This is a genomic window from Streptomyces sp. NPDC060035 (assembly GCF_042736635.1).
Taxonomy (GTDB): Bacteria; Actinomycetota; Actinomycetes; order Streptomycetales; family Streptomycetaceae; genus Streptomyces.
On sequence record NZ_JBHWVO010000006.1, the window covers coordinates 347,848 to 372,655 of the forward strand.

The following is a 24,808-nucleotide window of genomic DNA, read 5'->3' on the forward strand; positions in this document are numbered from 1 at the left end:
GAGCGTGGGGCGCGCCGCCCCCGTACGGGGCGGCGCGCCGGTCAGCGCCGTGTCAGGTGACGATGACGCCGATCTTCGGTGCGGGCTCGTTCTTGTAGTCCGCCGGGCCGAAGTTCTTGTCGACGTACTTGTCCCAGGTGCCGTCGGCGACCATCTTCTCGAGGGCCGTGTTGATCTTGGCCTTGAGGTCACTGCCGTTCTGGACGCCGATGCCGTAGTTCTCGTTGCTCAGCTTGAATCCGCCGAGCCTGAACTTGCCTTCGAACTCCTTCTGGGAGGCGTAACCGGCCAGGATCGAGTCGTCGGTGGTCACTGCGTCGATGACCCCGTTCTCCAGACCGGTGATGCACTCCGAGTAGCCGCCGTACTCCTGCAACTGCGCCTTGGGCGCCAGCTCCGTCTTGACGTTCTGCGCCGAGGTGGACCCGGTGACGGAACAGAGCTTCTTGTTGTTCAGGTCTTCGGGCTTCTTGATGGAGTCGTCGTCCGCACGGACGAGGATGTCCTGGTGCGCCAGCAGGTAGGGACCCGCGAAGTCGACCTTCTTCTCGCGCTCGTCGTTGATCGAATAGGAGGCGGCGATGAAGTCGACGTCGCCCCGCTGGAGCAGCGTCTCGCGGTCGGCGCTCTTGGCTTCCTTCCACTCGATGTCGCCGGGTTCGAAGCCGAGCTCCTTGGCGACATACGTCGCGACATCGACGTCGAAGCCCGTGTACTTGCCGTCCGGGGTTTTGAGACCGATCCCTGGCTGGTCGAATTTGATGCCGATGGTGATCGTGTCGGCGCCGCTGCCCGCCGCGGTGCCGGCGGCGGTGTCGTTGCGACCGTCGGAACCACAGGCGGCGGCGGTCAGGGACAGCAGGAGTGCGGCCGCAGCCGCGGCGGTGGTCTTGCGAGGGTTCATGGTGATCATTCCTGGGGGATTGCTGCAACGGGTGTGGGGGGCGTGAGCGGTTCGAACGTGTTCCCGCTCAGTGGTGGAGGATCTTCGAAAGGAAGTCCTTGGCGCGCTCGCTGCGCGGGTTACTGAAGAACTCGTCGGGCGTCGTTTCCTCCACGATCCGGCCCTCCGCCATGAAGACCACACGGTTGGCGGCCGAACGGGCGAAGCCCATCTCATGGGTGACGACGGCCATCGTCATGCCGTCGTGGGCGAGCTGCTGCATGACCTCCAGCACCTCGTTGATCATCTCGGGATCGAGTGCCGAGGTCGGCTCGTCGAAGAGCATCACCTTCGGGTCCATCGCGAGCGCCCGTGCGATCGCCACGCGCTGCTGCTGTCCGCCGGACAGCTGGGCCGGGTATTTGTCCGCCTGGGAGGCCACGCCCACCCGCTCCAGCAGAGAGCGCGCCCGCTCGTCGGCCGACCTCCTGTCCTTCTTACGGACCTTGATCTGGCCCAGAGTGACGTTCTGCAGCACGGTCTTGTGGGCGAAGAGGTTGAAGGACTGAAACACCATGCCCACATCGGCGCGCAGCCCTGCCAGTTCGCGGCCCTCGGCGGGCAGCGGTCTGCCGTCGATGGCGATCTCGCCCGAGTCGATGGTCTCCAGCCGGTTGATGGCGCGGCACAGCGTTGATTTACCGCCGCCGGACGGGCCGATGACGACCACGACCTCGCCCCGGAAAATGGTCAGGTCGATGTCCTGGAGAACATGGAGCGCGCCGAAGTGCTTGTTGACACGGCTCAGCACGACCAGGGCATCGCTCATGCCCGGTAGGACATCCCCCTTGGTCACCTCTGCTCCACTCATCGGCTTCATCGTCCGTCCACCTCGTCGCGGTCGCATGCGGAGAGAGCCGAGCGCGGACGCCGGGCAGGCGGGTGTGAGGAACCGCGGTGTCGCCACCCTGGAGCGCCGGTTGGCCGTACGCAGCGAATTGCGTGGTGCGAACAACGTCAGCGTCTCCGGTGAACCAACCCCTGGCCCGGTACTTCGCCAGATTCGAAGAGCCGGTCGGGGAAGTCGAGCGCGTCGTCCTGCAGCAGTGACAAGGACCGGCAGTGCCCGCTGCCACCTGGATGATGCTGACCACGGGCAGAAGAGGTTCGGCCTGTGTCACGAGTCATACGCCTTCGGTACCGCACCTCGGCCCGCATGGGCAAAGGACCGGGCAGTTCCAGCGGGAACACGGAGTTCAGTGTGATGCGGTGACCGACACCGGTCGGCTGCGGGGCGCGCACCGGCGGCGCTTGTCGGGAAGCAGCTGGGTGATGCCCTGACCGTCGCAGTGCTCCAGCAGGGGAACGGTGACGCGTCGGGTGGTGTCCAAGGCGCGGCTTGCCGTTCCCACGGTGAACGGTTGGTCGAGTTCACTCAGCCGGTCGGCGGCCAGCCGGGGGGCGTCCGGCAGCAGCACCACGTGCTCCGCGAGCCGCAGTACCGCTCCGTGGCGGACCGCCGTGGCGAGCTCACGGCGGCCGAAGCCGAGTTCCGCGAGCCGCTGGGCGTGGGGGGCGGCGAAGGGCTGCCCGTCGAGCTCAGCGGTGAGCCGGCGCACAGCGTCCGCCACAGCGGCCGGCTGTACCGCGGGCCCGGCGGTCACGCGCCCGCGGCTCATCCGCAAGGGCGGCGTGACCAGTGCCTCCACGAGGGAGACGGCCGGTAGCCCCAGACGATGCCGAGCGGCCTCCACCGGCATGCCCTCCTCGGTGGGCCGCTCGGAGCGGTACACCGCGACCAGTTCGGCCAGCCGGGCGCGCAGGGTGGTCCAGTGGGCGGGGTCGGCTAGCCAGTCGCCCGAGACCGGCGTGGAGTGGACGGCCACCCCCATCGCGGTCAGCTCCCCGCGCCTGACCACCAGCCGGCGCCGCAGCTCGTCCGCCTCTCCCCGGGTGCCGTGAGCGTCGCCCAGCTCGACCGCCCGCCGTGCGGCGGAGCCACGGCGCCGCAGTTCCGGTGGCTGAGGGTCGAGCACCGTCAGGCCGGCCAGCACCCGCCGCAGGCCGGGATCGCGCAGCACCGCGCGGTCACCGATGCGCAGGGGCAGCGGCACCGGCAGGGTCAGCCGGACGATATCCGCACCGAGTGGCCGTACGCGTACCGGCAGGGCCGCCGAGCCGATGTGGGCGACAGCGGAGCGGGGCAGCGCCGCCGCCGGTGTTCCGCTGTGTACGCGCACGTCGCAGCGCTGGCAGGGCAGGAAGCTGTCGGGCGTGAGGAGGGCGTCACCGCGGCCCGTCGACTCCTTGTCGAGGCCCCGGAGGTTGACGGCGACCCGGGCGGTGGCCCGCACCAGGCCGGTCTCCTCGCCGAGGGCCTGCAGCGCCCTGACGCGCACGGGGCGGCCGGAGCGGGCGGTCACCAGGACGTCGCCCCTGCGGATCCGCCCCGCACCGAGAGTGCCGGTGACCACCAGCCCGCTGCCGCGCACGGTGAAGGACCGGTCGATCCACAGTCGCACCGGGGAGTCGGCGTCCCCGTCCGGCAGCCGCGCGGCCAGCCGGTCGAGGGCGGCGCGCAACTCGGTGAGGCCCGCGGCGGTGCGGGCGCTGACGGCCACGGCCTCGACGTCGCCGAGGGTGCTGGAGCGGATCCGGTCCCTTGCCTGCGCCGTGGCGGGGCCGGGGTCGGCCAGATCGCAGCGGGTGATGGCCAGCAGTCCGTGCCGTACGCCGAGGGCGTCCACGGCGGCGAGGTGCTCGGCGGACTGCGGCTTCCAGCCCTCGTCGGCTGCGACGACGAACAGCACGGCGGGCACGGGCCCCACGCCGGCCAGCATGGTGGGTACGAACCTCTCGTGACCCGGGACGTCGACGAACGCAAGCCGTTCACCCGATGGCAGATCCGTCCATGCGAAGCCCAGGTCGATGGTCAGACCACGGCGCCGCTCCTCTGCCAGCCGGTCGGGGTGGGTGCCGGTCAGCGCGTGGATCAGTGTGCTCTTGCCGTGGTCGACGTGTCCGGCCGTCGCGATGACCCGCATGATCACCGCCCCGCCGCGCGCAGCACCGCGGCGAGGATGTCACCGTCGCACGCCTGCGGTACGCACCGCAGGTCCAGGAGCAGCCTTCCGCGCAACACCCGTCCGAGCACGGGCGGTTCACCGGTGCGTAGCGGCGTCGCCAGGTCCTCGGGGAGGCTGAGCGCACAGGACGGCAGAGCGGTACCGGGCGCGCCGCCTCCCCCGACCACCGCCTCGCAGGGTACGACGCGCGCGTCCAGACCTCGGCGCGCAACGCCCTCGGCCAGGCGCAGCGTGCGGATACGCAGCTGCGGCAGCGGCATGTGCACGGCTGCGTGCACGGGTGGCTCGGGACCGCGCAGTGTCGCTTCCAGCGCGGCCAGGGTGAACTTGTCCACGCGCAGGGCGCGGGCCAGCGGATGGCGGCGCATCCGCTCGACGACGGCGGACCGGCCGAGGACCAGCCCCGCCTGCGGACCGCCGAGCAGCTTGTCCCCGCTGGCGGTGACGAGCGTGGCCCCGGCGCGCAGGGCCGTGGCCGCGTCCGGCTCGTCCGGCAGCACCGGGTCGGGCGCGAGGAGGCCTGAGCCGATGTCGACCACCACGGGCAGGCCCAGCGACACCAGTTCCCCGGCGTCCACTCCCCCGGTGAAGCCGCTCACCGTGAAGTTCGACGGGTGGACCTTGAGGATGAAGCCGGTGTCCGGGCCGACGGCGTCCGCGTAGTCGCCGAGACGGGTCCGGTTGGTGGTACCGACCTCGCGTATCCGGGCGCCGCACGAGGCCAGCAGTTCGGGTATCCGGAAACCGTCGCCGATCTCCACGAACTCGCCCCGGCTCAGCAGGATGTCGCGCCCTGAAGCCAGCGTCACCGCCGCCAGGGCCAGGGCGGCGGCTCCGTTGTTGACCACGTGCACGGACTCTGCGGCCGGTACCGCTTCCCGAAGGGCCGCCAGGGCGTCGCGGCCGCGCGACGCCCGTCTGCCGGTGTTCAGGTCCAGCTCGACGTCCGTGTATCCGCCTGCCGCCGCCATCGCCTCCAGTGCGGACCGCGACAGCGGGGCCCGTCCCAGATTGGTGTGCAGCACCACGCCGGTGGCGTTGTGTACGGGCCTCAGCCCGGCCGCGCGTGCGGGGAGCGCGGCAAGAACGGCGTGGACCGCATCGCCCGGGCCGATCCGTCCGTCGCGTACGGCCTGCTGGGCGGTGGCGACCGCGGCCTTGACGATGGGCCTGCCCAGCCGTGCGGACGCCTCGCTCAGCAGGGGATCGCCGAGGAGCACTGTGGTGCTCGGTACCTGCCGCCGGATGTCCGCCGGCGGCTGCTGCGTCTCGTCCGCCACCCGCGCCACCCCGATCGAAGTCAGCGGAGGCGGACGGGAATCGAACCCGCCTGGCCCGGATTCCGGACCACACCGATTTTGAAGATCGGGAGGGGCACCAGCCCGCCCAACGCCTCCGGGACAAGAGTGTGATCCCCGCACGCTGCTGGGGCAAGAGGTGAAATGATCGCCGTATGACGACTGTTGGCCCCGCCGCCGGACCGGACACGCCCCTGCGGCTGACCCAGTACGCGCATGGCGGCGGCTGCGCCTGCAAAATCCCTCCGGGGGAGCTGGAGACGATGGTCGCGGGGCTGCTGTCGCCCCGGAAGCCCGGACAGGCCCTTGGCAGCGACGAGGACCGGCTGCTGGTCGGACTCGATGACGGCGACGACGCCGCGGTGGTGCGCACCGGTGACGGCACCGCCCTGGTGTCGACGGCCGACTTCTTCACGCCCGTTGTCGACGACGCCCGCGACTGGGGCCGGATCGCCGCAGCCAACGCCCTGTCCGACGTCTACGCGATGGGCGGCCGGCCCGTCGTCGGGCTCAACCTGCTGGGCTGGCCCCGTGACGTACTGCCCGCAGAGCTGGCCCGGGAGGTCCTGGCGGGAGCACTCGACGTCGCCCGCAGCGCCGGCTGCCTCGTCGGCGGCGGCCACAGCATCGACAGCCCGGAACCGCTCTACGGAATGGCCGTGACCGGCCTGGTGCATCCGGACCGGCTGCTGCGCAACGACGCCGGCCGGCCGGGCGTGCCGCTGACCCTGACCAAACCGCTGGGCATCGGGATACTCAACAACCGCCACAAGCAGACCGGCGAGGTCTTCGCGCACGCCGTCGCCACCATGACGGCGCTCAACGACAGGGCCAGTGCCGCTGCCCTGGAAGCCGGCGCCGTGTGCGCCACCGATGTGACCGGGTTCGGGCTGCTCGGGCATCTGCACAAGCTGGCCCGGGCCAGCGGCGTCACGGCCGTGGTGGACGCCGCCGCCGTCCCCGTGCTCGACGGCGCCTGGGAGTCCCTGCGCGCCGGGTACGTCAGCGGCGGCACCCGGCGCAATCTCGAATGGGTGCACCCGCACCTGGACCCGGGACGGGCGAGCGAGGACCAACTGCACCTGCTTGCCGACGCACAGACCTCCGGCGGGCTGCTGGTCGCCGGGGAGATACCCGGACATCCGGTCATCGGGGAACTGGTGCCCGCCGTGGCCGGCACCACGCTGGTGATCCGCTGAGCGCTGCGGACGGCCGCGGGTCCGCGGGCGAGGCCCGGGTCCCGCGGCCGGCTCGCTACCGGTAGCGGATGTGCAGGTGGTTGTCGTGGTTCGCGTAGCTCGTGGTCAGCCCTTCCGAGATCAGCTGCGGGTCGTTGAAGAAGATCAGCTGGACGTGACCGGGGGCCTTCGCCCGGATCTCCTGGACGAGCCTGCGGGTGGCCGCGCGGTCGTACGTGCTCGACTGCCAGGTGATACGACCCGCCGTGCACTGCGCCGAGTCGGTTCGGGCGGGCCACACGTCGATGTCCATCCCGACTTCGTGGCTGCCGTGGCCGGGGATGTCCCCGCCGTGCTCGAAGCCCGCGTCGCCCACCGGCAGTCTGCCGTTCCCGGTGGCGGCGAAGGTGGCGGCGGCGGCCTCCAGTTGGCCGACGGCGCCGGCTGTCGCCCAGTGGGCACCCGCGTTGCCGTCGGGGCTCTGCGCGCACATCGTGCTTCCGCCGAAGTTGACGTTCTCGTAGTGCCACAGCAGGTTCTGCCAGGTGGCCGGTCCGACGACGCCGTCCGCTCCGATTCCCGCATGGGACTGGAAGGTGCGGACGGCGGTGCCGGTGGCGGGTCCGAAGGCCCCGTCGGCCGAGAGTCCGGCGCCCCGCTTGGCGTTGAGCAGCGACTGGAGGGCCGTCACCGCCGGCCCGTTGTCGCCCTGTCGAACAGTGATGGCGAGCGCGCTCCAGGTGGCCGGCCCGACGATGCCGTCCGCGGTCAGACCCTTGGACTGCTGGAAGCCCACCACGGCGCTCTGGGTACCCGAGCCGAAGGCGCCGTCCACCGCCACGGGGCGGCCGTGCGCGGCAAGCAGGTGCTGCAGCGCGACGACGTCGGAGCCTCGGTTGCCGTCGCTGGTCAGCGGGAACGCTGCCTGCGGGAAGGCCTGCGCGGGGAGTGCCAGTCCGAGGAGCAGGCCCGCCAACGCGGTGAACAGCGTGACGATGCGTGCGAGTCGTCTCATGGTTTCTGCCTCACTTTCCTGTTCATTCGCCTGCTCACTTTCCGGACTGGAGGGCGCCCCAGGTGGCGGGGCCGACGATGCCGTCGGCGCCCAGCCCGCGCGAGGACTGGTAGTCGCGTGCGGCCTGGGCGGTGCCCGAGCCGAACACGCCGTCGATGGACACCGTCCGGCCGAGCGCGGCGGTCAGGGCGCGCTGCAGCCGGGTGACGGCCTCTCCCGTCGAGCCGCTCTGGACGGTCGGGGTGGATCCGCGGGACAGCAGGGCCGTCCAGGTCTTCGCGCCCACCGCACCGTCCGCCGTGAGCCCCTTGCCGGCCTGGAAGTTCCGGGCGGCGGTGGTCGTGTCGGCCCCGAAGATCCCGTCCGGGGTGCCCGGGTCGAAGCCGGCGGCCTTGAGCAGGCACTGGGCCGCCTTGACCCGGTCTCCGGTCGCGCCGCTCTGGACGGTGGTGTACGCAGTGAAGTCGAGGTTCGCCCCGGTGCAGGTGGGCGTGGGCGGGGTGCCGTTGCCCACGTCCAGGTAGTCGCGGTCGATGTTGATCGAGTAGCCGCCGTAGGACTCGGTGACCTCGCCCGCGTACTGGTGGATCCGCTGGTGGCTGGACCAGGAGGTGGACGGCACGTAGGAACCGGTGTTGGTGTCGGCGGCGCCGTTCCACCACGCGTAGAAGAGGTGGTCGACCCGTGTGTAGGCGCTGTTGTTGTACTCGGCGGCGGCGTCCTTGATGCCGGAGGCGGCGCTGGAGTAGAAGCCCGACAGATAGCCGCTGCTGTGCAGCCGTTCGGTCCAGCCGGACAGGTACGACAGCACGGACGCCTTGCAGGAGGCCGTGGAGGTGTACGCCTCGATGTCGCTGTAGATGGCGCTGCCTGCCGGGAGGCCGAGGCCCGAAGCGGCGGTGATGGCGCCGGCCGCCGCGGTGACGCCCTGGGACTTGGCCGTGGCCGGATCGGTGGACATCTTCAGCGAGTAGCTGGTGCAGGGGGCCTGGCGGCCGACATCGATGGGGAACAGACGCCATCCGTTGCTGGTCTGGCTGGTCACCCAGCTCGCCGTCAGATTCGGCTGGGCGCAGCCGCGGAAGGAGCCGCTGATGTAGACGCCGACCGCGCTGTACGGCGAGCTCGCCTGCCAGGCGTTCATGGCGGCTTGCGAGGGCGCGGTGCAGGCGTCGAAGCCCTTGCCGACGTAGCTGCCGGGTTGCGGTCCGGCCGCGGCGAGGGCGGTGGTGTCGGACTGCTGGGCCGCGCGGGGCAGCGCGGTGCGCTCGGCGCCCCCGGTGAGCTCGGCCGAGGCGAGGATGCCGCGTACGAGGTTCTCCGTCTCCGGTGTGTGGGCGGCGGTCACGAGGACGCCGGCGTCCTCGACCGCGATCTGGATGGTGTCGTCTTTGGACGCGGCGGACGGGGCGATGGCCCTGCCGCGCTGGGTCCGCGCGGTCGCCGCCGTCGCCTGGCCGGCGGAGCGGGCGGTGATGGGCTCCACGACGATGCCCGCCGAACGGCCGACGACTCCGACGGGGCAGTCGTTCTGCTCGGCGGGCTCGCCCAGGTAGACGGCGGGTCTGTCGAACCGGAGGCAGGCACGCGGGTTCTCGGCCAGATCGACCACCTGCCATTCGGCGGGCACCTCGATGCGGTAGCCGCGGTACGTGACGCTCTGCAGGCCCTCGGGCTGGGAATCTGCCTGGGCGGGGACGGGGGCGGCGAACGCGCCGATACCGGCGAGCACCGCCAGCAGGGCAGTTCCGGCGCGGGCACGCCAGGGGATCCGGGAGGACATCGGTTCACTCCTACTCGAATGCGGGGGGAGAGTGAGGGAGAGCGGCTCGGCAGGTCTGCTCCGGTTCGGCCGCGGGCGGCGCCTGCCCGTGGACGGAGTCGGAGCCTGATCGGCCGCGCACCCTGCGGACGGTGCGGGCCCGCCTTCTCCGGGCCGGACTCCGGCCCGGAGAAGGCGGGCTGCTGTGCGGGTGCGGTGGCGACGTGCCGGTCAGACGCCGCAGTTGGGGGCGGACCAGGAGCGGCTGGTGCGTCCGTCCACGTGGGTGTGGTCGTTGTGGTCGGGGTAGCCGGGGCCGAAGATGCCGCCGAAGCCGTGCGAACGAGCCCGCTGGGCGAGCGCGCAGAACGACGGGCTGCCGACCAGATCGGCGGCGTCACCGTAGAGGTGCCGGCTGTTCGAGGCACCGCCCGCCGCGTTGTTGCAGGCCGTCGAGCGGAATCCGCTGGACACGGAGATGGGAACGTCTCCCATCGCGTGCCGCAGGGCCTCCAGCTTCCACATCGTGCGCAGGCCGTTGGACTTGGCCGTCGCGGCGCTGACCGCACCACCGGACCAGTCGGAGTTGCAGTGGTTCAGCTCGGCGTAGGTGAAGTGGATGGGAGTGCAGTCCGGGTCCTGCAGTGCGTAGATCTTGCTGAACGTCTGGGAACCCGCGACGCCGTCCGCTCCGAGGCCGTACGCCTGCTGGAACTTGGTGACCGCGGCCTTGGTCCGCGGGCCGAAGTTGCCGTCGACGGAGAGGATCTCGCCGTAGTCGACATGCCCGGCCACCCGGATCTGCAGCTGGGTCACGTCGGCGCCCGACATCCCTTCGGACAGGGTGCGGCCCCAGCTGTAGCACTCGTCGGCCTGGGCCGGGACGGCGGTGGCCAGCACCCCCCCAATCGTAGCCACCATGATCATGACAATCGACAGAGCGAGTTGGATCGTACGCCTCAACATGGCGCCTCCGTTGTGAGTCCTTCCCGATTCCCCGCTAGAGGACTGAGGCGAGTTTGGCCCCCCTCTCCGTGGCATGTCCACACCATCACCATCTGCCACAGGACCAGACCTCCGGCACAACTGGCCTGTAAACTGAAGGGAGTTGTGTGACGTGACGCAATGCGGTGTCCGGCCCCGTCCTGGGTGGGCCGGTGAGGCGGGCGGGGACGCTACTGCGGGACCGCGCAGGCGGCAGCGGCGATCAGCACGGAGCACACGACGGTCATGCCGCTCAGCCGCCCCGCAAGCTGATCGTCCCAGCGCTCCCCGTCTCCGGAGAGCCTGCGCAGGGCCGGGGTGAGGGCCCGGCCGGCTCCGAAGCCGAGTCCGGCGGCCAGGGCGGGCGCGTAGGAGCCCCCGGACAGGAGCACCGCTACCGCCATCGCGTACGGTGCGCTCGCCGAGACATAGGTGCGCACGCCCGTACCGAGCTCGAAGCCGAACTGCAGGGCGCCGCGCGCCAGATGACGGCGCAGGACGTCCTGCGGTATCTGCCGGGCGTTCTGCGGCAGCCGCAGCGACAGCTTGCCCGCGTCGCGCAGCGCGGCAAGCAGCGCGACGGCCACGATCAGCCCTTGCCGCACGCCGGCCGGGAGCGGTGTGAAGAGACCGGACACGAGCCACAGCACCCCGGCCGAAAGCACCCCGCCGGCCAGCAGACCGCAGGTGAACACGCCGAGGACCAGCGCCTGTCTGTACGTTGCCCGCCAACCTGGCGAGGCCAGCGCGAATGCGCTGTTACGCGTTCAAACGGAGCCGGAGAGCGAGTAGCCGGCGAGACCACCGGTGATCGCCCAGGTCAGCACGGGGGCGTGGAGAACGGCGGCGATCACCGTGATCCCCAGGGCCGCCACGGGCAGAACAGGATCGGTGAGCAGCGCCCGTAGGGCACGGGCGCCGTCCGGCCGATCCGCGGGACGGATCGACTCGCCCACCTAGACCGTCCCGGTCAGTGTGAGCCAGGTGTTCTGGCCGACCACGCCGTCGGCGGTCAGGCCGTGCAGGGACTGGAACGAGACGACGGCCTGCCGGGTGAGCGAACCGAAGTTGCCGTCGACCGTCAGTGCGGAGCCGTGCTTGTTGAGCTGCCGCTGCGCGCCCCGTACGGCATCGTTCACGTCTCCTTGGCGCACGGTGACGACCAGGACCGGCCAGGTGGCCGCGCTGACGCTGCCCGTGGGGCTGAGTCCTTTCGCCGACTGGAACGCCTCGACCTGCGTCTCGGTGTCCGTGCCGAAGATGCCGTCGACATCCGTGGGATGACCGTGGTGGGTGAGCAGATGCTGGATCGTGTGGACGTCGGGTCCGGTGGCTCCACGGGCGATGGTCGGCCAGGTGACGGAGCCGGGGCAGTCGCAGTCGGTGGTCCAGCGGCAGATGGACTTCACCCAGCCGGAGCCGGTGTTGCGGTACCCGTCGTGGCAGCGCCGCTCGATACCGCAGCCGCAGCTGCCACAGGCCGCGCTGTAGCGCCACAGCCAGCCGTCGTAGGTACCGGCGTAGCACTGGTTGGGCCGCAGGGTCCAGGTGACTCCGTCCGTCCGGTGGAAGCCGGTGTTCGTCCCTGATGTCACGCACGCGTCGGCGTAGATGGAGCTGGGCCCGCAGCCCGGGGAGCAGTTGTGGTCCTCGGCGTAACTGGGGCACGCACCGGTCCAGATGTCGTATCCGTCGGCATAGGCCTCCCGCGCGGCGGAGAACACCCCCAGCGCGGCGAAGCCCGCGGCGGTGGCCGCCTGCAGCACGGTGCGCCTGGACGGCGCGAAGGAGGGAAGGGCCCCGCGCCCGGTCCGGGAGCGGCGGCCACCGCTCCCTGAGCGGCGCAGCGTGGGCACGTCGTCCAGTGAAGTCATGGCCGGCTCCTCGGCGTTGCGGGTGCGATGTCGTCGAGCAGCCGCAGCAGCGCGGTGGGGGAACCGAGCGGCTCGGAACGCACGATCCGGCGTTCCGGATCGATGGCCACCGCGTAGGGGGTGGCGGGTATGTCATAGGCCGTGAACAGCTCCGGACGGTGGTCCCTGACCGGGACGGCGCCCTCATCGGCCTGCGGTCCGGCGCCCGCGTAGAGCCCGAGCACCTGCGGGGCGGCCGTGTCGTCCTGGCGGACCGACCAGGCGCCGGCCTCGGCAAGCACCTGGCCGCAGGTGCGGCAGTCCGCGTCGAGGAAGAGCAGCAGCGCTGCGCGGCCCGGTGTCAGGAGGCCGTCGAGGCCTGTCGGATCGGGCCGGGCCGCATCGAGCCCGGGTGCCTGTGCGCCGGGGGCGATGCCCACCCGCCCGGGGCGGTGCGGCTGCGTTCGGGACAGCTGGTGCACCTGCCTGATCAGCCCCGAGACGACCAGCGCGAGCAGCGCGATCGCCGCCCACGAGGCGATCAGGGCGCTGGTGGTGAAGTCCATCGCGTTGGCACTCCTTCGGCGGTCCGGTGCACGGTGGCCCTGTCCTGCTGGTGAGCGGGGGCCCTGGTCGGCGGGTGGACGGAGGCTGTGGTCGGCTCGTGCATGGCAGCGGGCAGGGACCACAGCAGCGCGGTGCAGGCGGGAGCCGCGAGCATCAGCGTGATCAGCTCCGCCGTGGAGAGCCGTACGGGGCCGGTCCCGATTACGGCCGCGCCGGTCATCGCGAGGACGGACAGGGCAGCGGCCCGCCGGGTCACCCAGCGGCTCAGGGGCACATCCCGGCCGGAACAGCCGCACGGGCCCCCGCGCCCGAGGGCGAGGACGTGGCGCGTGTAGCCGGCGTAGAGCCCGAAGAGGGCGGCCCCCACCGCCAGTACGACCTGCAGCACCCGCTGGTGACCCGTCAGGAGCGCGGCCGCGCCTGCCGCCCCCAGGACACCCTCCGCGACCGGCAGCACGACGGCCGCCCACCGACGGACCCGCGTGCCCAGCACTCCGTGCGCCCACAGCGCGTCGCCCAGGGCGGCCGGACTGGCGGCGTGGGAGCCCGCGCCCATGAGCAGGGTCAGGACGACGATGGAGGCGGTCAGCCCGCCGTGGAAGCCGATCACCGGCGGATCACCCGGTGTGCCGCAGCGTGAGCCGCCCGACGAGATCGGGCACCCGCTCGACGGGAGTCGACGCCAGTGGAACCAGCGTGGCCCAGATGTCGGTGGAGGAGAGCACGAAGAACGGGCTGCCGTCGGAGAGTGTGTCGCGGAACAGCTCTCCGGAGGCGACCGCCACCCCCTTCCAGGGCGGGAGCTGGGCGGTGTGTTCCTTCGTGCGCCGGGACAGCTCCAGCAGCCCGAGGCCGGGCACCTCCTTGATCACCGTCGCGGGCCGCGCGAAGGCGCTTCCGGCCGAGGGGTCCGGCTCAAGGGTGAGCCCGTACTCGCTCTCCGCGATACGCACCGACCGGAGCAGCCCGAGCACCGCGGCCACGCCCAGGCCGTACAGCCGGGTCACGAGTGCGTGGCGCTCGCCACGCCACACGACGAGCGACGGCCGCTCCACGAGCCCCGAGCGCGGCTCGCGCTCGACCGACTGGAAGATGCGCAGCGTGCCCTTCTGGAAGGTGAGCTCGGATTCGGGTGACCCGATGCCCAGGGAGGCAGCGACATCGTCCCCCAAAGAGGCCGGCCCGGCGGTGAATTCGACCAGTCGGCCACCGGCCACCACCTCGACGGCGGACGTGCACGGCGCCTGGAGGTCGACGTCGCCTTCCAGGTGGTACGTCCCGCCATCGAGTGCGCGATGAGTGACGAACGATGCGGCCATGTGCATCCTCCCCGGGGCGGGGGGTCTGATGTGACACCGCAGCCGCTGAGGAAACTAGACAAGAGTCATGACCCTGTCAATCATTCGGGACCGCCCGAGGCAGGATCAGCCGCGCTCCCGGCCCTTCGTGCCTACCCGACGATCATGGGAACACCGGACTGCCCGGTCCCCATGACCTGACGATCGTGGGGACCCGAACGGTCCGGCGAAGGTCGTCCTCGTCCTGCTCCGGCGCAGGAGCGCGCAGGTGACGCCGGGTCAGGGGGTGACGAGCACCTTGCTGAGCAGCGGCAGATGGTCGGAGGCGGTCGGGGCAGCCTGCACGACACGGGTGACGAGCGGCGTCACCTTGCTGGTCGTGTAGATGACGTCGATCCGCTCGGTCGGGGCCTCGGCGGGGTACGTCGCACCGTCACCGCGCCCGTGCAGGGACGTGGCCCACGCGTCGGTGTACGCCTCCTGCAGCGGCAGGGACTCCGGTGCGGCCGGCAGCGCGTTGAAGTCGCCCACGAGGATCCCGGGCTTCTTCGTGCCGATCAGGTCCACGACCTGCGCGGTCTGCCGCAGGCGATCGGTCTGCGAACCGGCAGCCAGGTGCGTGTTGTAGAACTCCACCGTCCTGCCGTGGACGTCGATCGTGGCGTGCAGCAGACCGCGCTGCTCCTGGCCCGGCGACTTGAACAGCCAGGTGTTGTCCGACGCGGTGATCGGGTACCGGGACAGGATCGCGGTGCCGTACTGGACGCGGTGCCCGCCCGGGATCGGCGAAGCGTTGTCGATGTTGGCGCCGAACACCACGTGGTAGCCGAGCATGGCCGCCAGCTCGGCGGGCTGGTCGGCCCACTCGCTGCGCCCGGAGTAGTGGTTGTCGACCTCCTGCAGGCCCACCACGTCGGCGCCGCTCTCGCGCACCACACCGGCGATCCGCTGGAGGTCGAGCACGTCGTCGGTGCCCTGGGCGTGGTGGATGTTGAACGAGATGACGTCCAGCACGCGGGGGCCGGGACGCTGAGTGGCCGGGGTGCCGTCAGCGGCCGAGGCCTGGCCCGTGGCTCCGGCGAGCGCGACGACAACGGCGAGAACGGACAGGGTCCGGCGGAGCATGGTGGCCTCCTGGCACAGGTTCACGAAGGACCCCGATGATCGTCCGCTCCCCTGGCGTGCCCGTGGCCGCGAGGTGAAGATCGGCTCCCTTGCAGATGTCGACGCGCTGTCGAGTGCCGATCCGATCGAAACGGTCCATGCTGGCAAGCAGCAACGTCGTCGCTTTCCGGCCCTGGCGATCGCGCGAGGAGGAACCATGACCACGTCGCACGGTCCGGCACCGAGTCCGGGAGCGGGACACGATCCCTACGGGGCGGAGCCCGGCCCGATGGGCGACCCCTCGGATGTGCTGGCGCGTCTCGGCCGGTCCTGGACCTGGATCCTGGGCTCGGCGATCGCGACGCTCGCACCGGGCCTCCTGATTCTGCTCTGGCCGGACGGGACGCTGCACGTCCTGGCGGTCCTCATCGGCCTGTACCTGCTGGTGACCGGGGTATTCCGCTTCGTGGCCGTCTTCGCCGGGGAGGGCCACGGCGAACGGCTCCCGGGGTTGCTCCTGGCTGTGCTGTACACCTTGGCGGGGGTGCTGTGCCTGCGGAACCCGCTGCAGACCATCGCCGCACTCTCGCTGATCGTCGGGCTCGTCTGGCTCGTGTCCGGCATCCTCACCCTCTACGCGGCCATCGCCGCCAAGGACCTGCCACACCGAGGCGTTGTCGCGAGCGCCGCGGCGCTCGCCATCGTGGCGGGAATCGTGGTGCTCGCCCTGCCAGCCGAGTCGGCCCGCGCCCTGACATGGCTGCTCGGCCTGTGGCTCGTCCTGCTCGGCCTGGCCGAGGTGGCTCTCGCCCTCGCGTGGCGGGCGGCCCTCCGCAGGTAAGGGCCCACGGGCCCGGTCGGAACGGCAGCAACGGTCCGCCACACGATGGCCGAGGGAGCGTGGGCCGCGGGGGGGGTCAGGACGTTTTCGTGGCGGACCGCTTCGCACTCTTGGTCGCGCCCGGTCCGCTCCGCCGAGGCTTGGCAGGCACGCTCTTCCGTTTCGTGGCCGCCTTGGCCGCCCGTCGACGACGGCGCGGTCCGTGCCGGTGCGATCGGCCACTTGAACTCGAGGGTGTCTCCGATCCCCTAGAAAATGCATGACGCCACAGCGCCGATTCTGAAGCTGTGCGCGGGATCGGACATCCGCACAACCAGGCGAAGAGCCGGAACGCCGCTGACGACCGGGACAACCTTCCGACGCAGCGATCCAGCCCGCCGTAGGTCCATCGCGCCGCAATCCGCCCCCTCACCGTCGAATACAACGTGGCACCGATGTCCGCTGCGCATGCGGCTTCACTAGCCTCGCGCTTTCATGAAGCTGGCTGTCCGACGGGTGGTCAGGTAAGCGAAAAGTGCCTCTGACCAGCAAGAATGAGGATTTTTGAGGTCCTTGTTCCTGCCACCGTCGGAGGCACTTCCCAGGTGAAGAAGCATATCGGGTCCTATCGAAGCGTCCACATCCAGGGCGGCGGCCGGGCGGTGCTGTCTCAGGCCGGTGCTGTGCTATTGGTCGAGACCGCTCGCAAAGCCGGGCTGGACCAGGCGATAACGGCGGCGCTGAGCCCCTGGCGCCGTCCTCGGGCGGTGCACGATCCAGGCAAGGTCCTGCTGGATGTGGCTCTCGCGGTCGCGCTGGGCGGGGACTGCCTCGCGGATGTCGCCATGCTGCGGGCCGGGCCGGCCGTGTTCGGTCCGGTAGCCTCCGACCCGACGGTCTCCCGCCTTATTGACACCCTCGCCGCGGCCGGGCCGAAGGCCCTGCACGCGATCCGGGCCGCGCGGGCCGAAACGCGCGAGCACGTCTGGGATCTGGCCAAGGACGCGGCCCCGGACGCCACAGGTCAGGTGACCGTGGACCTGGACGGGGTGCTGGTGCTGGCCCATTCCGAGCAGCAGGACGCCACCGCGACCTGGAAGAAGACCTTCGGACACCATCCGCTGATGGCCTTCGTCGATCACGGAAGCGGTGGCAGCGGGGAGCCGGTGGCCGGCCTGCTCAGGCCGGGCAACGCAGGCAGCAACACCGCCGCCGATCACATCATCACCGCCCGACTCGTCCTGGCCCAGCTGCCGAAGAACTACCGCGGACGCCGGACACTGATCCGTACCGACTCCGGCGGCGGCACCCATGAGTTCGTCGCCTGGCTCGCCCAACGAGGCAGGTGGCTGTCGTACTCGGTCGGCATGACGGTCACCGAGCAGATCCACCAGGCCGTCCTCACAGTGCCTTCCGCCGCCTGGACAGCGGCCGTCGAACCGGAAGGTGAGATCCGCGACGGCGCCTGGGTCGCCGAACTCGACGGCGATGTCCTCAAAGGCTGGCCGAAGGGCATGCGGCTGATCGTCCGCAAAGAACGCCCTCATCCCGGAGCACAGTTGCGGTTCACTGATGCTGACGGGGTGCGGCTCACCGCGTTCGCCACCAACACCACCAACGTTCCGATCGCCGCCCTCGAACTGCGACACCGCCAACGCGCACGGGCCGAGGACCGCATCCGAAACGCCCGCGCCACCGGTCTGCCCAACCTGCCCCGGCACAAGACGGCAGCCGAGGTCAGGGCCTCGCCCACGCCCGTGCATGTATGCGGGTCAGGCCGCGGGTTTCGCCACCTCCGCTTCTGCGGCACGGGCGAGACGTTCGACCCAGTCCTGGTGATAGCGGTAGAGCGCACCGGGATGCTTGTGGCCGAGTTCCTCGAGGAAGAAGGGGCCCTGTTGCGTTTCCTCGGTCAGCACGTGACAACCATTTTTCGTGGGCGTGATTACCCAGCCGTGGTACGCGCTCGAACCGGATTCGTCGCCGTCGACCGTCGTCTCCCACGAGAGCCTGGTGAAGGGCTCATACTCCGTCACGTTGAGAGTCATGGGAAAACCCACCGTCACCCGGCTGTACGTGGTTCCGAGCTCCAGTACTGTCTCATGGCCCAGGATCTTGACCTGATCTTCGGGAGGAAAGTAGCTCGACCAGTTCTCGGCATCGACGAGCAGCTTCCATACCACTTCAGGCGGCGCCTTCACGTCGACATCGTTGAGCGCGTAGAGAGCCGACGTTTTCGGGTCATACCGTTGGGGCCAATTCACCTTGTCGTACATCCGCTGTTTTTCCTGTCCGAACGTGTTGGAGAGAACGCTTCAATGTGCCAACTGCTGTCTGAGGCGTTTGGACGGATAGTCCGTTCACCCGGCAGAGCTCAAGTTGCTTCGAGAAGTTGGTCGCTGTCGTTCGACGTGAGGCTGTGGGCGGTCCGCGGCGGGGGCGCCCCTGGAGCTGTCGCGGGAGGACCGCATCCCGCTGATACTGCGTACTGACTCCCGCCTTCGGCAGTCCGCTGTACCCACGAGTCAGCCGGCGCGATTGTTACGCTCGGCCGCTACCTTGGCGAGCGCCGCGAGAAGGTTCTCGTGTGTGCGCCAGAAGACTTCAGGATCCTGCTTCGCCAATTCGATCCAGAGCGGGCCCTGCATCGTCTCCTCGGTCCAGAGGTGGCTCCCCCTCGGCGTGGGTGTGATGATCCAAGCGTGGTAGGCCTTGGATGCTTCCGACGCCTTGGGGTAACCACCCCAGGCGATACGCGTCACAGGTTGAAGCTCCTGTACGGATGCGAAAACGTCCTGGCCGGCCAGGTTGGTTTCGAATCGAGTTCCGAGGTGCAGCGATTCATGGCCGTCGAGCAGCTGGACATGTTCGACGCCCGGGTAGAAGGTGGGCCAGGTTCGGGGGTCCACGAGCAGGGACCAGATCGTTTCAGGAGAAGCTTCGACCTCGCGCTCGTTGGTGAAGTGGATCGGGGAGCGACTGGGGGCCAGGGCTTCCGGCCAATTTATCGCTTCAAACACAGAAATCTCCAGATGGCGCTTGATGTAGGCCGGTTGAACGTGGACGGCGCTTCACGCGCGGGCGACGGCCACCGAGTTCCTGACGGCCTCCAGGGCGGCGGCGTGCGAGACGATGGGCTTGTACCCGAGTTCGGCTACCGCCTTGTCGGTCCGCAGGGTGCACGTCTGCCCGAGGAACCATCGAACGGGCACGGGGATCGCACGGGCGGCAGTCACGGCGTCCAGTTCGGCGGTCGGCTTGTCGACGCCATGGATCTCGAACAGGGTCTCCCAGAAGTCGCGGAAGGTGACGCGGTGTTGGTCGGTGACGAAATATGCCTGGCCCGGCCGGCCGCGCTGCCATCCGAGCACGAGGCCCTCGACGCAGTTGTCGACGAACGTGATCTCAGTCGTGTGGCGACCGCCCTCGATCCAGGCGAACTGCCCCGCCTTCACCAACTCGATCAGCATGTCGATGAGGATGCTGTCGGGACCCCATACCATCCTGGGCCGGATCGACACCGTGGCGAATCCCGGCGCGTTCGCGTCGAGCACGATCGCCTCGGCCTCAGCCTTCACCGCAGAGTAGACGGCTTCCGAGTCCGGCCGCAGCGGCGCGGTTTCGTCGACGTCCACGAGGGGGTCGCCGGCAAGGAGCGCGGCTTCGGTTCCGCAGTGAACGAACCGGGGAACCTTGGCATAGCGGGCCGCGTCCACCGCTGCCTGAGTGCCGCCGACCGTCACCACCTCCTGACGTGCACGGTCGCTGGAAATATCGGTTTCGGCAGCGAGGTGAAAGACCACTTCGCTGCCCTTCACCGCGTCCCGCCACGTGGCCGAGTCGGTCAGCTCGCCCCGCACGGGTTCCGCGCCCAGCGCTGCCACCTTGGCGGCCGACTCCTCGCTTCGGACCAGAGCTCGGACCGTATGCCCCTCACTGACAAGCCGACGGACCAGCACTTGGCCGATGAACCCCGAACCGCCTGTGACGAATGCTCGTGCCATGAAACTCTCCTTCATCGATACCGGCCTCTCGCCTGCCTCGGGGCGAGAAGGTCTCACGGGGTGAAGCGGTCTCCAGTCACGAGCCATTCCCTCGAAAAGATTCATACTTCGGTGGGCTGCGATAAAATATCGATATGGCTTCTCTTCGGGCGCTGGAGTGCCTTGTCGCGGTCGCGGACTCCGGGTCGGTCACACAGGCTGCACGGCTGCTGCATTCGTCGCAGCCCGCTGTCTCTCACCAACTCGCCGCGCTGGAACGCGAGACAGGGACGATCCTGCTTCGCCGCGAACCCAGGGGAGTCAAGCTCACTCCTGCCGGGCGTGCCGCCGTCGTGGATGCCAGACGAGCGATCGAGGCGGCTGCCTCCGCAGTCCGGTCGGCCCGCGCCGTCGGCGAGGCGACCGGGGGATCGCTGCGGTTGGCCTGCGCGCAGAGCCTGATCTCCGTGCTCGCACCGGTCGTTCGCGAGTGGTACGACCGTCACCCCGCGGTGACGATCACATTGCGTGAATCCACGTCGGCAGAAGAGCTTCACGGCTTCATCGACGCCGACGAAGCGGATGTGGTGCTGATGCCCGCTCCGGTGCCCGACCGCTTCACGGCCACCGTGGTCGCCGACGAGGAAATTGTGCTGGCGGCACCAACGGACCACCCCATCGCCCGGCAGCCCGTCGTCCGCGTACAGGATCTTGATGGAGTGCGCCTTGTCCACTTCTCTCCGGACAATGGCCTCAGCACGTGGCTTGACCGGTCCCTCACCAAGGCCGGAGTCCGCCCGGAGCCTGTGATGAGGACATCGGTGACTGTCGCAGCCCCGCAACTCGCGGCCGCCGGCCTAGGGGTCGCGGTATGCCCGGTGAGCGCGATCAGCGCCGGCTTCCCGGGCGCGGTCCGATCCTTCTCACCACACTGGGTCAGGCAACTGGTGGCGGTCACCGCTACCACACTCGACCCGCTCGCCGCGCGGTTCATCGCCAACATGCGCAGGCACGGCGTGCACGTGCCCCGCGACGTGCGAACTCAGCTCGGAGGGGGCAACTCGACTCCCGCGAAGGCGTGACCGTCCTCCGTCCCCGCCACTTGCGCACCGTGTTCACACTGATCTCCAGCTCCCGGGCGATGGCGCCGTTGGCGAGCCCGTCCGCTGCCGCGAGCACGATCCGGGCCCGCAACACCGCCCGAACCTGAGACTTCGCAGAGGCCACCGTCCTCAAAAGCCGCTCGTGGACCTCCATCCCGAGCCCCACCTCAACTGCCGTCCCCGCCTCGCTGGCCACCGCACACGGCCATGATCATGGCGGGTGGGGCGCCGCACCCTGCAATACGGGCCCGCGCCGAGGCCCCCGCATCGATGCAGCAGCACGTGCGGCCAGCGCCTGAACCACCATGCCACCAGTGCCGGCCGCACGTGAACGTCAGCACGGTCCGATTCCGCACTCGGTTCGCTTGTGTAGCAGCCGAATTGCCGGACAAGCAGACCGTGCCGCTGTGTCGCCGGCGAAGCCCCAGGCGTGCTGCGCACCTGGGGCTTCGCCCTCTACTTGGGGTGACGTCAACAAACGTGGTCCTTCTCGCCATTGCCGCTCGATGAGAGCGGACTACGGGACCGGTTCGAACAGGGTCGGCGGCATGGGGGGCGTGGCGAGGAGGGCGGCGATCCTCGGAATCTGGTCCGCCACGCTCGCGCTGTGCTCCGTGAACGCCTCGATCGAAGCGAACCTTTGGATGACCAGCAGCGGTCCGTCGGCATCGCCGCGCGGTCGGTGTACCGAGTAGTGCAGGCACCCCGGTTCGGCGCGGATCTGCGGAGCGAGTTCGGCCAGCACCTCGAGGAGGTCCTCGCGCCGTCCGTTCTTGGGCTCCATCGTGGACACGGCAACGACCGCGCCGGTCCTGATCGGCTGGTCGCCCTGGAGCACTGCCAGCGCCTCGTCTGCCTCGGCCTGACTGCGCAGCCGGATCTCCAGGCCGCCCACTGCCGCTGCGGCCGAGGCCGCGACGGCGACCGCACCGACCTGCTCGGCACTGACCCAGTCCGGATCGCCGGAGTCGACCAGGCGGGTCCTGACTGGCCCGAGGACCAGGGCGAAGACCCGCTGCTGTCCTACCACCTCGGCCTCGACCACCTGCCGCATCATCAACAGGGTGGCCTGTTCCATGCTGACCAGGCCGCTGCCGGGAACCGGCGTGAACGCGGAAGCCCCGACGATCAACGTGTAGGCGCCGCGGGCGTTCAGCCTGGGCAGGAAGGCCCGCAGGACGGCCACGTGCGCGGCCGCGAGCCCGACGAAGGCGTTCTGCCAGTCGCTCTCGCCGATCTCCCAGAGCCGCTTGCCGGCCCACCACCCACCGATCGGGGCCACCACGTCGTCGACACCACCGAGCCTGCGCTCCATCTCCTCGGCAAGCTGCTCGGCGTCGGCGAACGTCGTGTAGTCGTGAACCACCAGGTGCAGGTGGTCGGTCGCCGCGTCACCGAGCACGCGCCGGAACTCCTCCGCCCGCTCCTGGGTGCGGGTCGGGACAACGACGTCCGCACCGGCGGCGAGGTAGCTGCGGACGACACCCTCTCCCACGGCTCCCGTGCCGCCCGGAACGACAACCCTGCGACCGGACAGATCGGGAAGTGCATTGCTGCTGTGCATGAGATGACTCCTCGGGAGCGGTGCGAGGCAGTCGACCGGCGGTCCTCCACTGACCCCACTCACGTGTTGGCCAAGCCAACGTTGGTTAGACCAACATAACAGGTGTGTGTTGGGGTGGCCAACGGTTAGGATGTGGACATGGCGGACATGGATCACGCATTGCAACCCCCGGCCCGACTGCGTGAGCTCGCCAGCTGGCAGGCGAGCAAGGTGTCGACGCTCGGCGCTCGGCTGACCGCGCAGCGCATGCCGCTGAGTGCCCGCGCCGATTTCGCTGTCCTGGCGGCACTGGAGGAGTACGGGGCGCTCAGTCAGGCCGGGATCGGCCGCCGCCTCGGTCTTGACCGCAACGACGTCAGCGGCATCCTCAACCGCCTGGAAGGCTGCCGCCAGGTCGACCGGCAGGCCGACCCCGCCAATCGGCGCCGCAACGTCGTCACCCTCACCGCCGCCGGAAGGCAGCACCTCGAGGAACTCCAGCAGCACGCCGATGTCGTCCAGGCCGAACTGCTCGCCGGCCTCGACGCCGCGGAACGACGACAGCTTCACTCCCTGCTTGCCAAGCTGCTCGACAGCCACAAGCCACAACCGGCTTAAGAAGTCATCTCAATTGGTGAGTCTGCGGTAGCAGATGAGGGTGCAGGCGATGCTCGTGAAGGCGAGGAAGTGCTCGGCTTTGCGCTCGTAGCGTCGGTGGAGTCGGCGGCAGCCGGCGAGCCAGGACATGGTGCGTTCAACGGTCCAGCGGTGGCGGCCCAGTCGCTGCGAGGACTCGATTCCCTTACGGGCGATGCGCTGCTGGATGCCGCGCTGGCGTAACCATCGTCGCAGGTGAGCGTAGTCGTAGCCTTTGTCTGCGTGGAGCTTTTCGGGTTTGCGGCGCCGCGGTCCGCGGCGGGAGCGGATCGGGGGTATCCCTTGCACGAGCGGGATCAGGGCTTGGCTGACGTGCAGGTTCGCCCCTGAGATTCCGACGGAGAGGGGCAGACCGGTTCGCTCGGTGATCAAATGGATCTTCGACCCGTACTTGCCCCGGTCGACAGGATTCGGACCTGTCAGATCCCCCTTTTCAGGGCCCGCATGTTCACCGAGTCGATCGCGCAGCGGGACCAGTCCAACTCGCCGCGGGAGCCGAGCTCGTCGAGCACCACTCGGTGGAGCTTGGCCCACACCCTGGCTTTCGACCACTCGGAGAAACGTCGATGGGCCGTTGCCCCTGACAGCCCGAACGAAGCAGTGGGCAACTGCTGCCAGGTGCAGCCTGACGTGGCCACGAACACGATCGCAGCCAGCACCTCCCGGTCGCCGTGCCGGCGCCGACCGCCACCCTGTGGCCGCGATGGCGCCTCCGGCACCACCCGCTGGAACAGCTCCCACAACTCATCCGGCACCAGCCGCTCAACAATCCCCACCATGAACGACAGCCTACCAACGCCGCCAATTGAGATGACTTCTAAGGTGATGTTGACGAGTGTGGCACCAGCCGCTATCACGGCTGGTGCCACACTCGTCAACGTCACCCCAACTTGGCCCGCAGCGACAGCAACCGGGACAACATGCCCCAGACCGAGACGAGCACGCTTACCAGGCCATCGTGACCACCTTCAACCGGCACCCCGGCCAGGCATTCCGGGCCCGTGAACTGCACGAACTCCTTGGCATGCTCACCGACGAGGCATCCGTCAACATCACCCGCAGCCGTCTCGGACGCCTCATCCGCCAAGGCTTCCTCGCCGAGCCCGGACGGGGCCGCTACCAAAAACGGACTTAACGTCTACTCAGGGGACGTTCGCGTCATTTATGTACGTCTTTGTGGAGGTTCGTTCCTGCCGGAATTCGCGGCGTACAGGCGAAACGGGTAGTTCGCGGCCGCAGTCGCGTCGGGTCTAATCTCGCTTTTCGCTCCGGTTCAGGCCGATAGCTCCTGTCCGGTTCGAATACCCTCCGGAAGACGGCTTTTGCCTCGCTCGATCGAGCGATATGCCCGGGTGCGGGCCTCGTGCATGAGTATCCCCATGACTTCTTCGCAGCAGCGCCAGCCGTACCTGAGCGATCTGTCCGATGCCCGCTGGGCGTTGATCGAGCCGACGTTGGCGGCCTGGCGGGCCGAGCGCCAGAAGCCCTCGCTCAACCCCGGGGGCAAGCTCACCGACCTGCGGGAAGTCATGAACGCGACCCTCTTCCTCAACCGGACCGGCGTCATCGGCCGCCCCGTTTCTGCAGAGGATGCAGGGTGGTCCTGCCCATCCGGGCCCCGCCGAGCCTCAGACGTGAGGCCCCGGTGACAATGGACCGGCGGCCACCGCCCGT

25 protein-coding genes, 1 tRNA gene and 2 pseudogenes are annotated in these 24,808 nt (G+C 69.7%); 7 read left to right on the top strand and 21 right to left on the bottom strand.

The window, feature by feature from the left end; genetic code table 11:
- Nucleotides 1–52 precede the first annotated feature (52 nt).
- The 5 genes from ACFWBQ_RS12935 to ACFWBQ_RS12955 form a co-directional block, all read right to left on the bottom strand.
- Complete coding sequence (locus tag ACFWBQ_RS12935) at nt 53–904, bottom strand: glutamate ABC transporter substrate-binding protein (protein ID WP_385487104.1); 852 nt, start codon at nt 902–904, stop codon at nt 53–55.
- 67 nt (nt 905–971) lie between these two features.
- On the bottom strand, nt 972–1,712 hold the full coding sequence (locus ACFWBQ_RS12940; RefSeq protein WP_385487197.1) for an amino acid ABC transporter ATP-binding protein: 741 nt from the start codon (nt 1,710–1,712) through the stop codon (nt 972–974).
- A 427-nt stretch (nt 1,713–2,139) separates the two neighbouring features.
- Complete coding sequence (gene selB / locus ACFWBQ_RS12945; protein WP_385487106.1) at nt 2,140–3,927, bottom strand: selenocysteine-specific translation elongation factor; 1,788 nt, start codon at nt 3,925–3,927, stop codon at nt 2,140–2,142.
- Nucleotides 3,928–3,929: 2 nt separating this feature from the next.
- A complete protein-coding gene (gene selA, locus ACFWBQ_RS12950; RefSeq protein ID WP_385487108.1) occupies nt 3,930–5,249 on the bottom strand; it encodes an L-seryl-tRNA(Sec) selenium transferase in 1,320 nt (439 codons plus the stop codon).
- A 23-nt stretch (nt 5,250–5,272) separates the two neighbouring features.
- Nucleotides 5,273–5,366: transfer RNA gene (locus ACFWBQ_RS12955), tRNA-Sec, on the bottom strand.
- A 56-nt stretch (nt 5,367–5,422) separates the two neighbouring features.
- On the opposite strand from ACFWBQ_RS12955, the gene selD reads away from it, so the two are divergent.
- Nucleotides 5,423–6,466, top strand: a complete 1,044-nt coding sequence (gene selD / locus ACFWBQ_RS12960; RefSeq protein WP_385487110.1) for a selenide, water dikinase SelD — start codon at nt 5,423–5,425, stop codon at nt 6,464–6,466.
- 55 nt (nt 6,467–6,521) lie between these two features.
- Here the strand turns inward: selD and ACFWBQ_RS12965 are convergent, their stop codons facing one another.
- The 10 genes from ACFWBQ_RS12965 to ACFWBQ_RS13010 form a co-directional block, all read right to left on the bottom strand.
- The gene (locus ACFWBQ_RS12965) at nt 6,522–7,460 is read right to left on the bottom strand and encodes a penicillin-insensitive murein endopeptidase (protein ID WP_385487112.1); all 939 of its coding nucleotides are present in this window, start codon (nt 7,458–7,460) and stop codon (nt 6,522–6,524) included.
- Between the two features lie 34 nt (nt 7,461–7,494).
- Entirely contained in the window at nt 7,495–9,243 is a 1,749-nt protein-coding gene (locus tag ACFWBQ_RS12970) for a glycoside hydrolase domain-containing protein (protein ID WP_385487114.1), read from the bottom strand.
- A 210-nt stretch (nt 9,244–9,453) separates the two neighbouring features.
- A complete protein-coding gene (locus ACFWBQ_RS12975) occupies nt 9,454–10,188 on the bottom strand; it encodes a D-Ala-D-Ala carboxypeptidase family metallohydrolase (protein WP_385487116.1) in 735 nt (244 codons plus the stop codon).
- A gap of 209 nt (nt 10,189–10,397) precedes the next feature.
- Complete coding sequence (locus tag ACFWBQ_RS12980) at nt 10,398–10,901, bottom strand: hypothetical protein (RefSeq protein WP_385487118.1); 504 nt, start codon at nt 10,899–10,901, stop codon at nt 10,398–10,400.
- 72 nt (nt 10,902–10,973) lie between these two features.
- Nucleotides 10,974–11,162 carry a hypothetical protein gene (locus ACFWBQ_RS12985; RefSeq protein WP_385487120.1) on the bottom strand — a complete coding sequence of 63 codons (189 nt, stop codon included), beginning with the start codon at nt 11,160–11,162 and terminating at the stop codon, nt 10,974–10,976.
- Complete coding sequence (locus ACFWBQ_RS12990) at nt 11,163–12,080, bottom strand: peptidoglycan-binding protein (protein ID WP_385487122.1); 918 nt, start codon at nt 12,078–12,080, stop codon at nt 11,163–11,165.
- Entirely contained in the window at nt 12,077–12,625 is a 549-nt protein-coding gene (locus ACFWBQ_RS12995) for a hypothetical protein (RefSeq protein ID WP_385487123.1), read from the bottom strand. The genes ACFWBQ_RS12990 and ACFWBQ_RS12995 overlap by 4 nt, the downstream gene beginning before the upstream one ends.
- Nucleotides 12,601–13,236: a MauE/DoxX family redox-associated membrane protein gene (locus ACFWBQ_RS13000; protein WP_385487124.1), complete on the bottom strand. Its 636-nt coding sequence runs from the start codon at nt 13,234–13,236 to the stop codon at nt 12,601–12,603. The genes ACFWBQ_RS12995 and ACFWBQ_RS13000 overlap by 25 nt, the downstream gene beginning before the upstream one ends.
- A gap of 7 nt (nt 13,237–13,243) precedes the next feature.
- Nucleotides 13,244–13,945 carry a hypothetical protein gene (locus ACFWBQ_RS13005; RefSeq protein WP_385487126.1) on the bottom strand — a complete coding sequence of 234 codons (702 nt, stop codon included), beginning with the start codon at nt 13,943–13,945 and terminating at the stop codon, nt 13,244–13,246.
- Between the two features lie 258 nt (nt 13,946–14,203).
- The gene (locus ACFWBQ_RS13010) at nt 14,204–15,049 is read right to left on the bottom strand and encodes an endonuclease/exonuclease/phosphatase family protein (RefSeq protein ID WP_385487128.1); all 846 of its coding nucleotides are present in this window, start codon (nt 15,047–15,049) and stop codon (nt 14,204–14,206) included.
- Between the two features lie 196 nt (nt 15,050–15,245).
- Between ACFWBQ_RS13010 and ACFWBQ_RS13015 the strand changes: the two genes are divergently transcribed.
- Complete coding sequence (locus ACFWBQ_RS13015) at nt 15,246–15,869, top strand: HdeD family acid-resistance protein (RefSeq protein ID WP_385487130.1); 624 nt, start codon at nt 15,246–15,248, stop codon at nt 15,867–15,869.
- A 584-nt stretch (nt 15,870–16,453) separates the two neighbouring features.
- Nucleotides 16,454–17,569, top strand: a pseudogene (locus ACFWBQ_RS13020) (IS1380 family transposase); the annotation flags it as partial.
- Nucleotides 17,570–17,620: 51 nt separating this feature from the next.
- Here ACFWBQ_RS13020 and ACFWBQ_RS13025 read toward each other — a convergent pair.
- The 3 genes from ACFWBQ_RS13025 to ACFWBQ_RS13035 form a co-directional block, all read right to left on the bottom strand.
- Nucleotides 17,621–18,124, bottom strand: a complete 504-nt coding sequence (locus ACFWBQ_RS13025) for an SRPBCC domain-containing protein (protein WP_385487199.1) — start codon at nt 18,122–18,124, stop codon at nt 17,621–17,623.
- Between the two features lie 249 nt (nt 18,125–18,373).
- Nucleotides 18,374–18,868, bottom strand: a complete 495-nt coding sequence (locus tag ACFWBQ_RS13030; RefSeq protein WP_385487132.1) for an SRPBCC domain-containing protein — start codon at nt 18,866–18,868, stop codon at nt 18,374–18,376.
- A 51-nt stretch (nt 18,869–18,919) separates the two neighbouring features.
- Nucleotides 18,920–19,852, bottom strand: a complete 933-nt coding sequence (locus ACFWBQ_RS13035; RefSeq protein WP_385487134.1) for an NAD-dependent epimerase/dehydratase family protein — start codon at nt 19,850–19,852, stop codon at nt 18,920–18,922.
- 134 nt (nt 19,853–19,986) lie between these two features.
- On the opposite strand from ACFWBQ_RS13035, the gene ACFWBQ_RS13040 reads away from it, so the two are divergent.
- Complete coding sequence (locus ACFWBQ_RS13040) at nt 19,987–20,913, top strand: LysR family transcriptional regulator (protein WP_385487136.1); 927 nt, start codon at nt 19,987–19,989, stop codon at nt 20,911–20,913.
- On the opposite strand, the gene ACFWBQ_RS13045 is transcribed toward ACFWBQ_RS13040, so the two are convergent.
- Together ACFWBQ_RS13045 and ACFWBQ_RS13050 are read right to left on the bottom strand one after the other, a co-directional pair.
- Nucleotides 20,822–21,088, bottom strand: a complete 267-nt coding sequence (locus tag ACFWBQ_RS13045) for a helix-turn-helix domain-containing protein (RefSeq protein ID WP_385487201.1) — start codon at nt 21,086–21,088, stop codon at nt 20,822–20,824. The genes ACFWBQ_RS13040 and ACFWBQ_RS13045 overlap by 92 nt on opposite strands.
- A gap of 363 nt (nt 21,089–21,451) precedes the next feature.
- Nucleotides 21,452–22,498 carry an SDR family oxidoreductase gene (locus ACFWBQ_RS13050; RefSeq protein ID WP_385487138.1) on the bottom strand — a complete coding sequence of 349 codons (1,047 nt, stop codon included), beginning with the start codon at nt 22,496–22,498 and terminating at the stop codon, nt 21,452–21,454.
- 138 nt (nt 22,499–22,636) lie between these two features.
- Here ACFWBQ_RS13050 and ACFWBQ_RS13055 point away from each other — a divergent pair, with 138 nt between their 5' ends.
- Nucleotides 22,637–23,095, top strand: coding sequence for a MarR family winged helix-turn-helix transcriptional regulator (locus ACFWBQ_RS13055; RefSeq protein WP_385487140.1), 459 nt, complete (start codon nt 22,637–22,639; stop codon nt 23,093–23,095).
- Between the two features lie 9 nt (nt 23,096–23,104).
- Here the strand turns inward: ACFWBQ_RS13055 and ACFWBQ_RS13060 are convergent.
- A protein-coding gene (locus ACFWBQ_RS13060; RefSeq protein WP_385487203.1) for an IS5 family transposase occupies nt 23,105–23,913 on the bottom strand; the annotation gives its coding sequence in 2 pieces (ribosomal slippage) (nt 23,105–23,565 and nt 23,565–23,913; 810 coding nt in all).
- 179 nt (nt 23,914–24,092) lie between these two features.
- Between ACFWBQ_RS13060 and ACFWBQ_RS13065 the strand changes: the two genes are divergently transcribed.
- The gene (locus ACFWBQ_RS13065; protein ID WP_385487142.1) at nt 24,093–24,269 is read left to right on the top strand and encodes a hypothetical protein; all 177 of its coding nucleotides are present in this window, start codon (nt 24,093–24,095) and stop codon (nt 24,267–24,269) included.
- 244 nt (nt 24,270–24,513) lie between these two features.
- Nucleotides 24,514–24,699 (top strand): annotated as a pseudogene (locus ACFWBQ_RS13070) (transposase); the annotation flags it as partial.
- Nucleotides 24,700–24,808 lie beyond the last annotated feature (109 nt).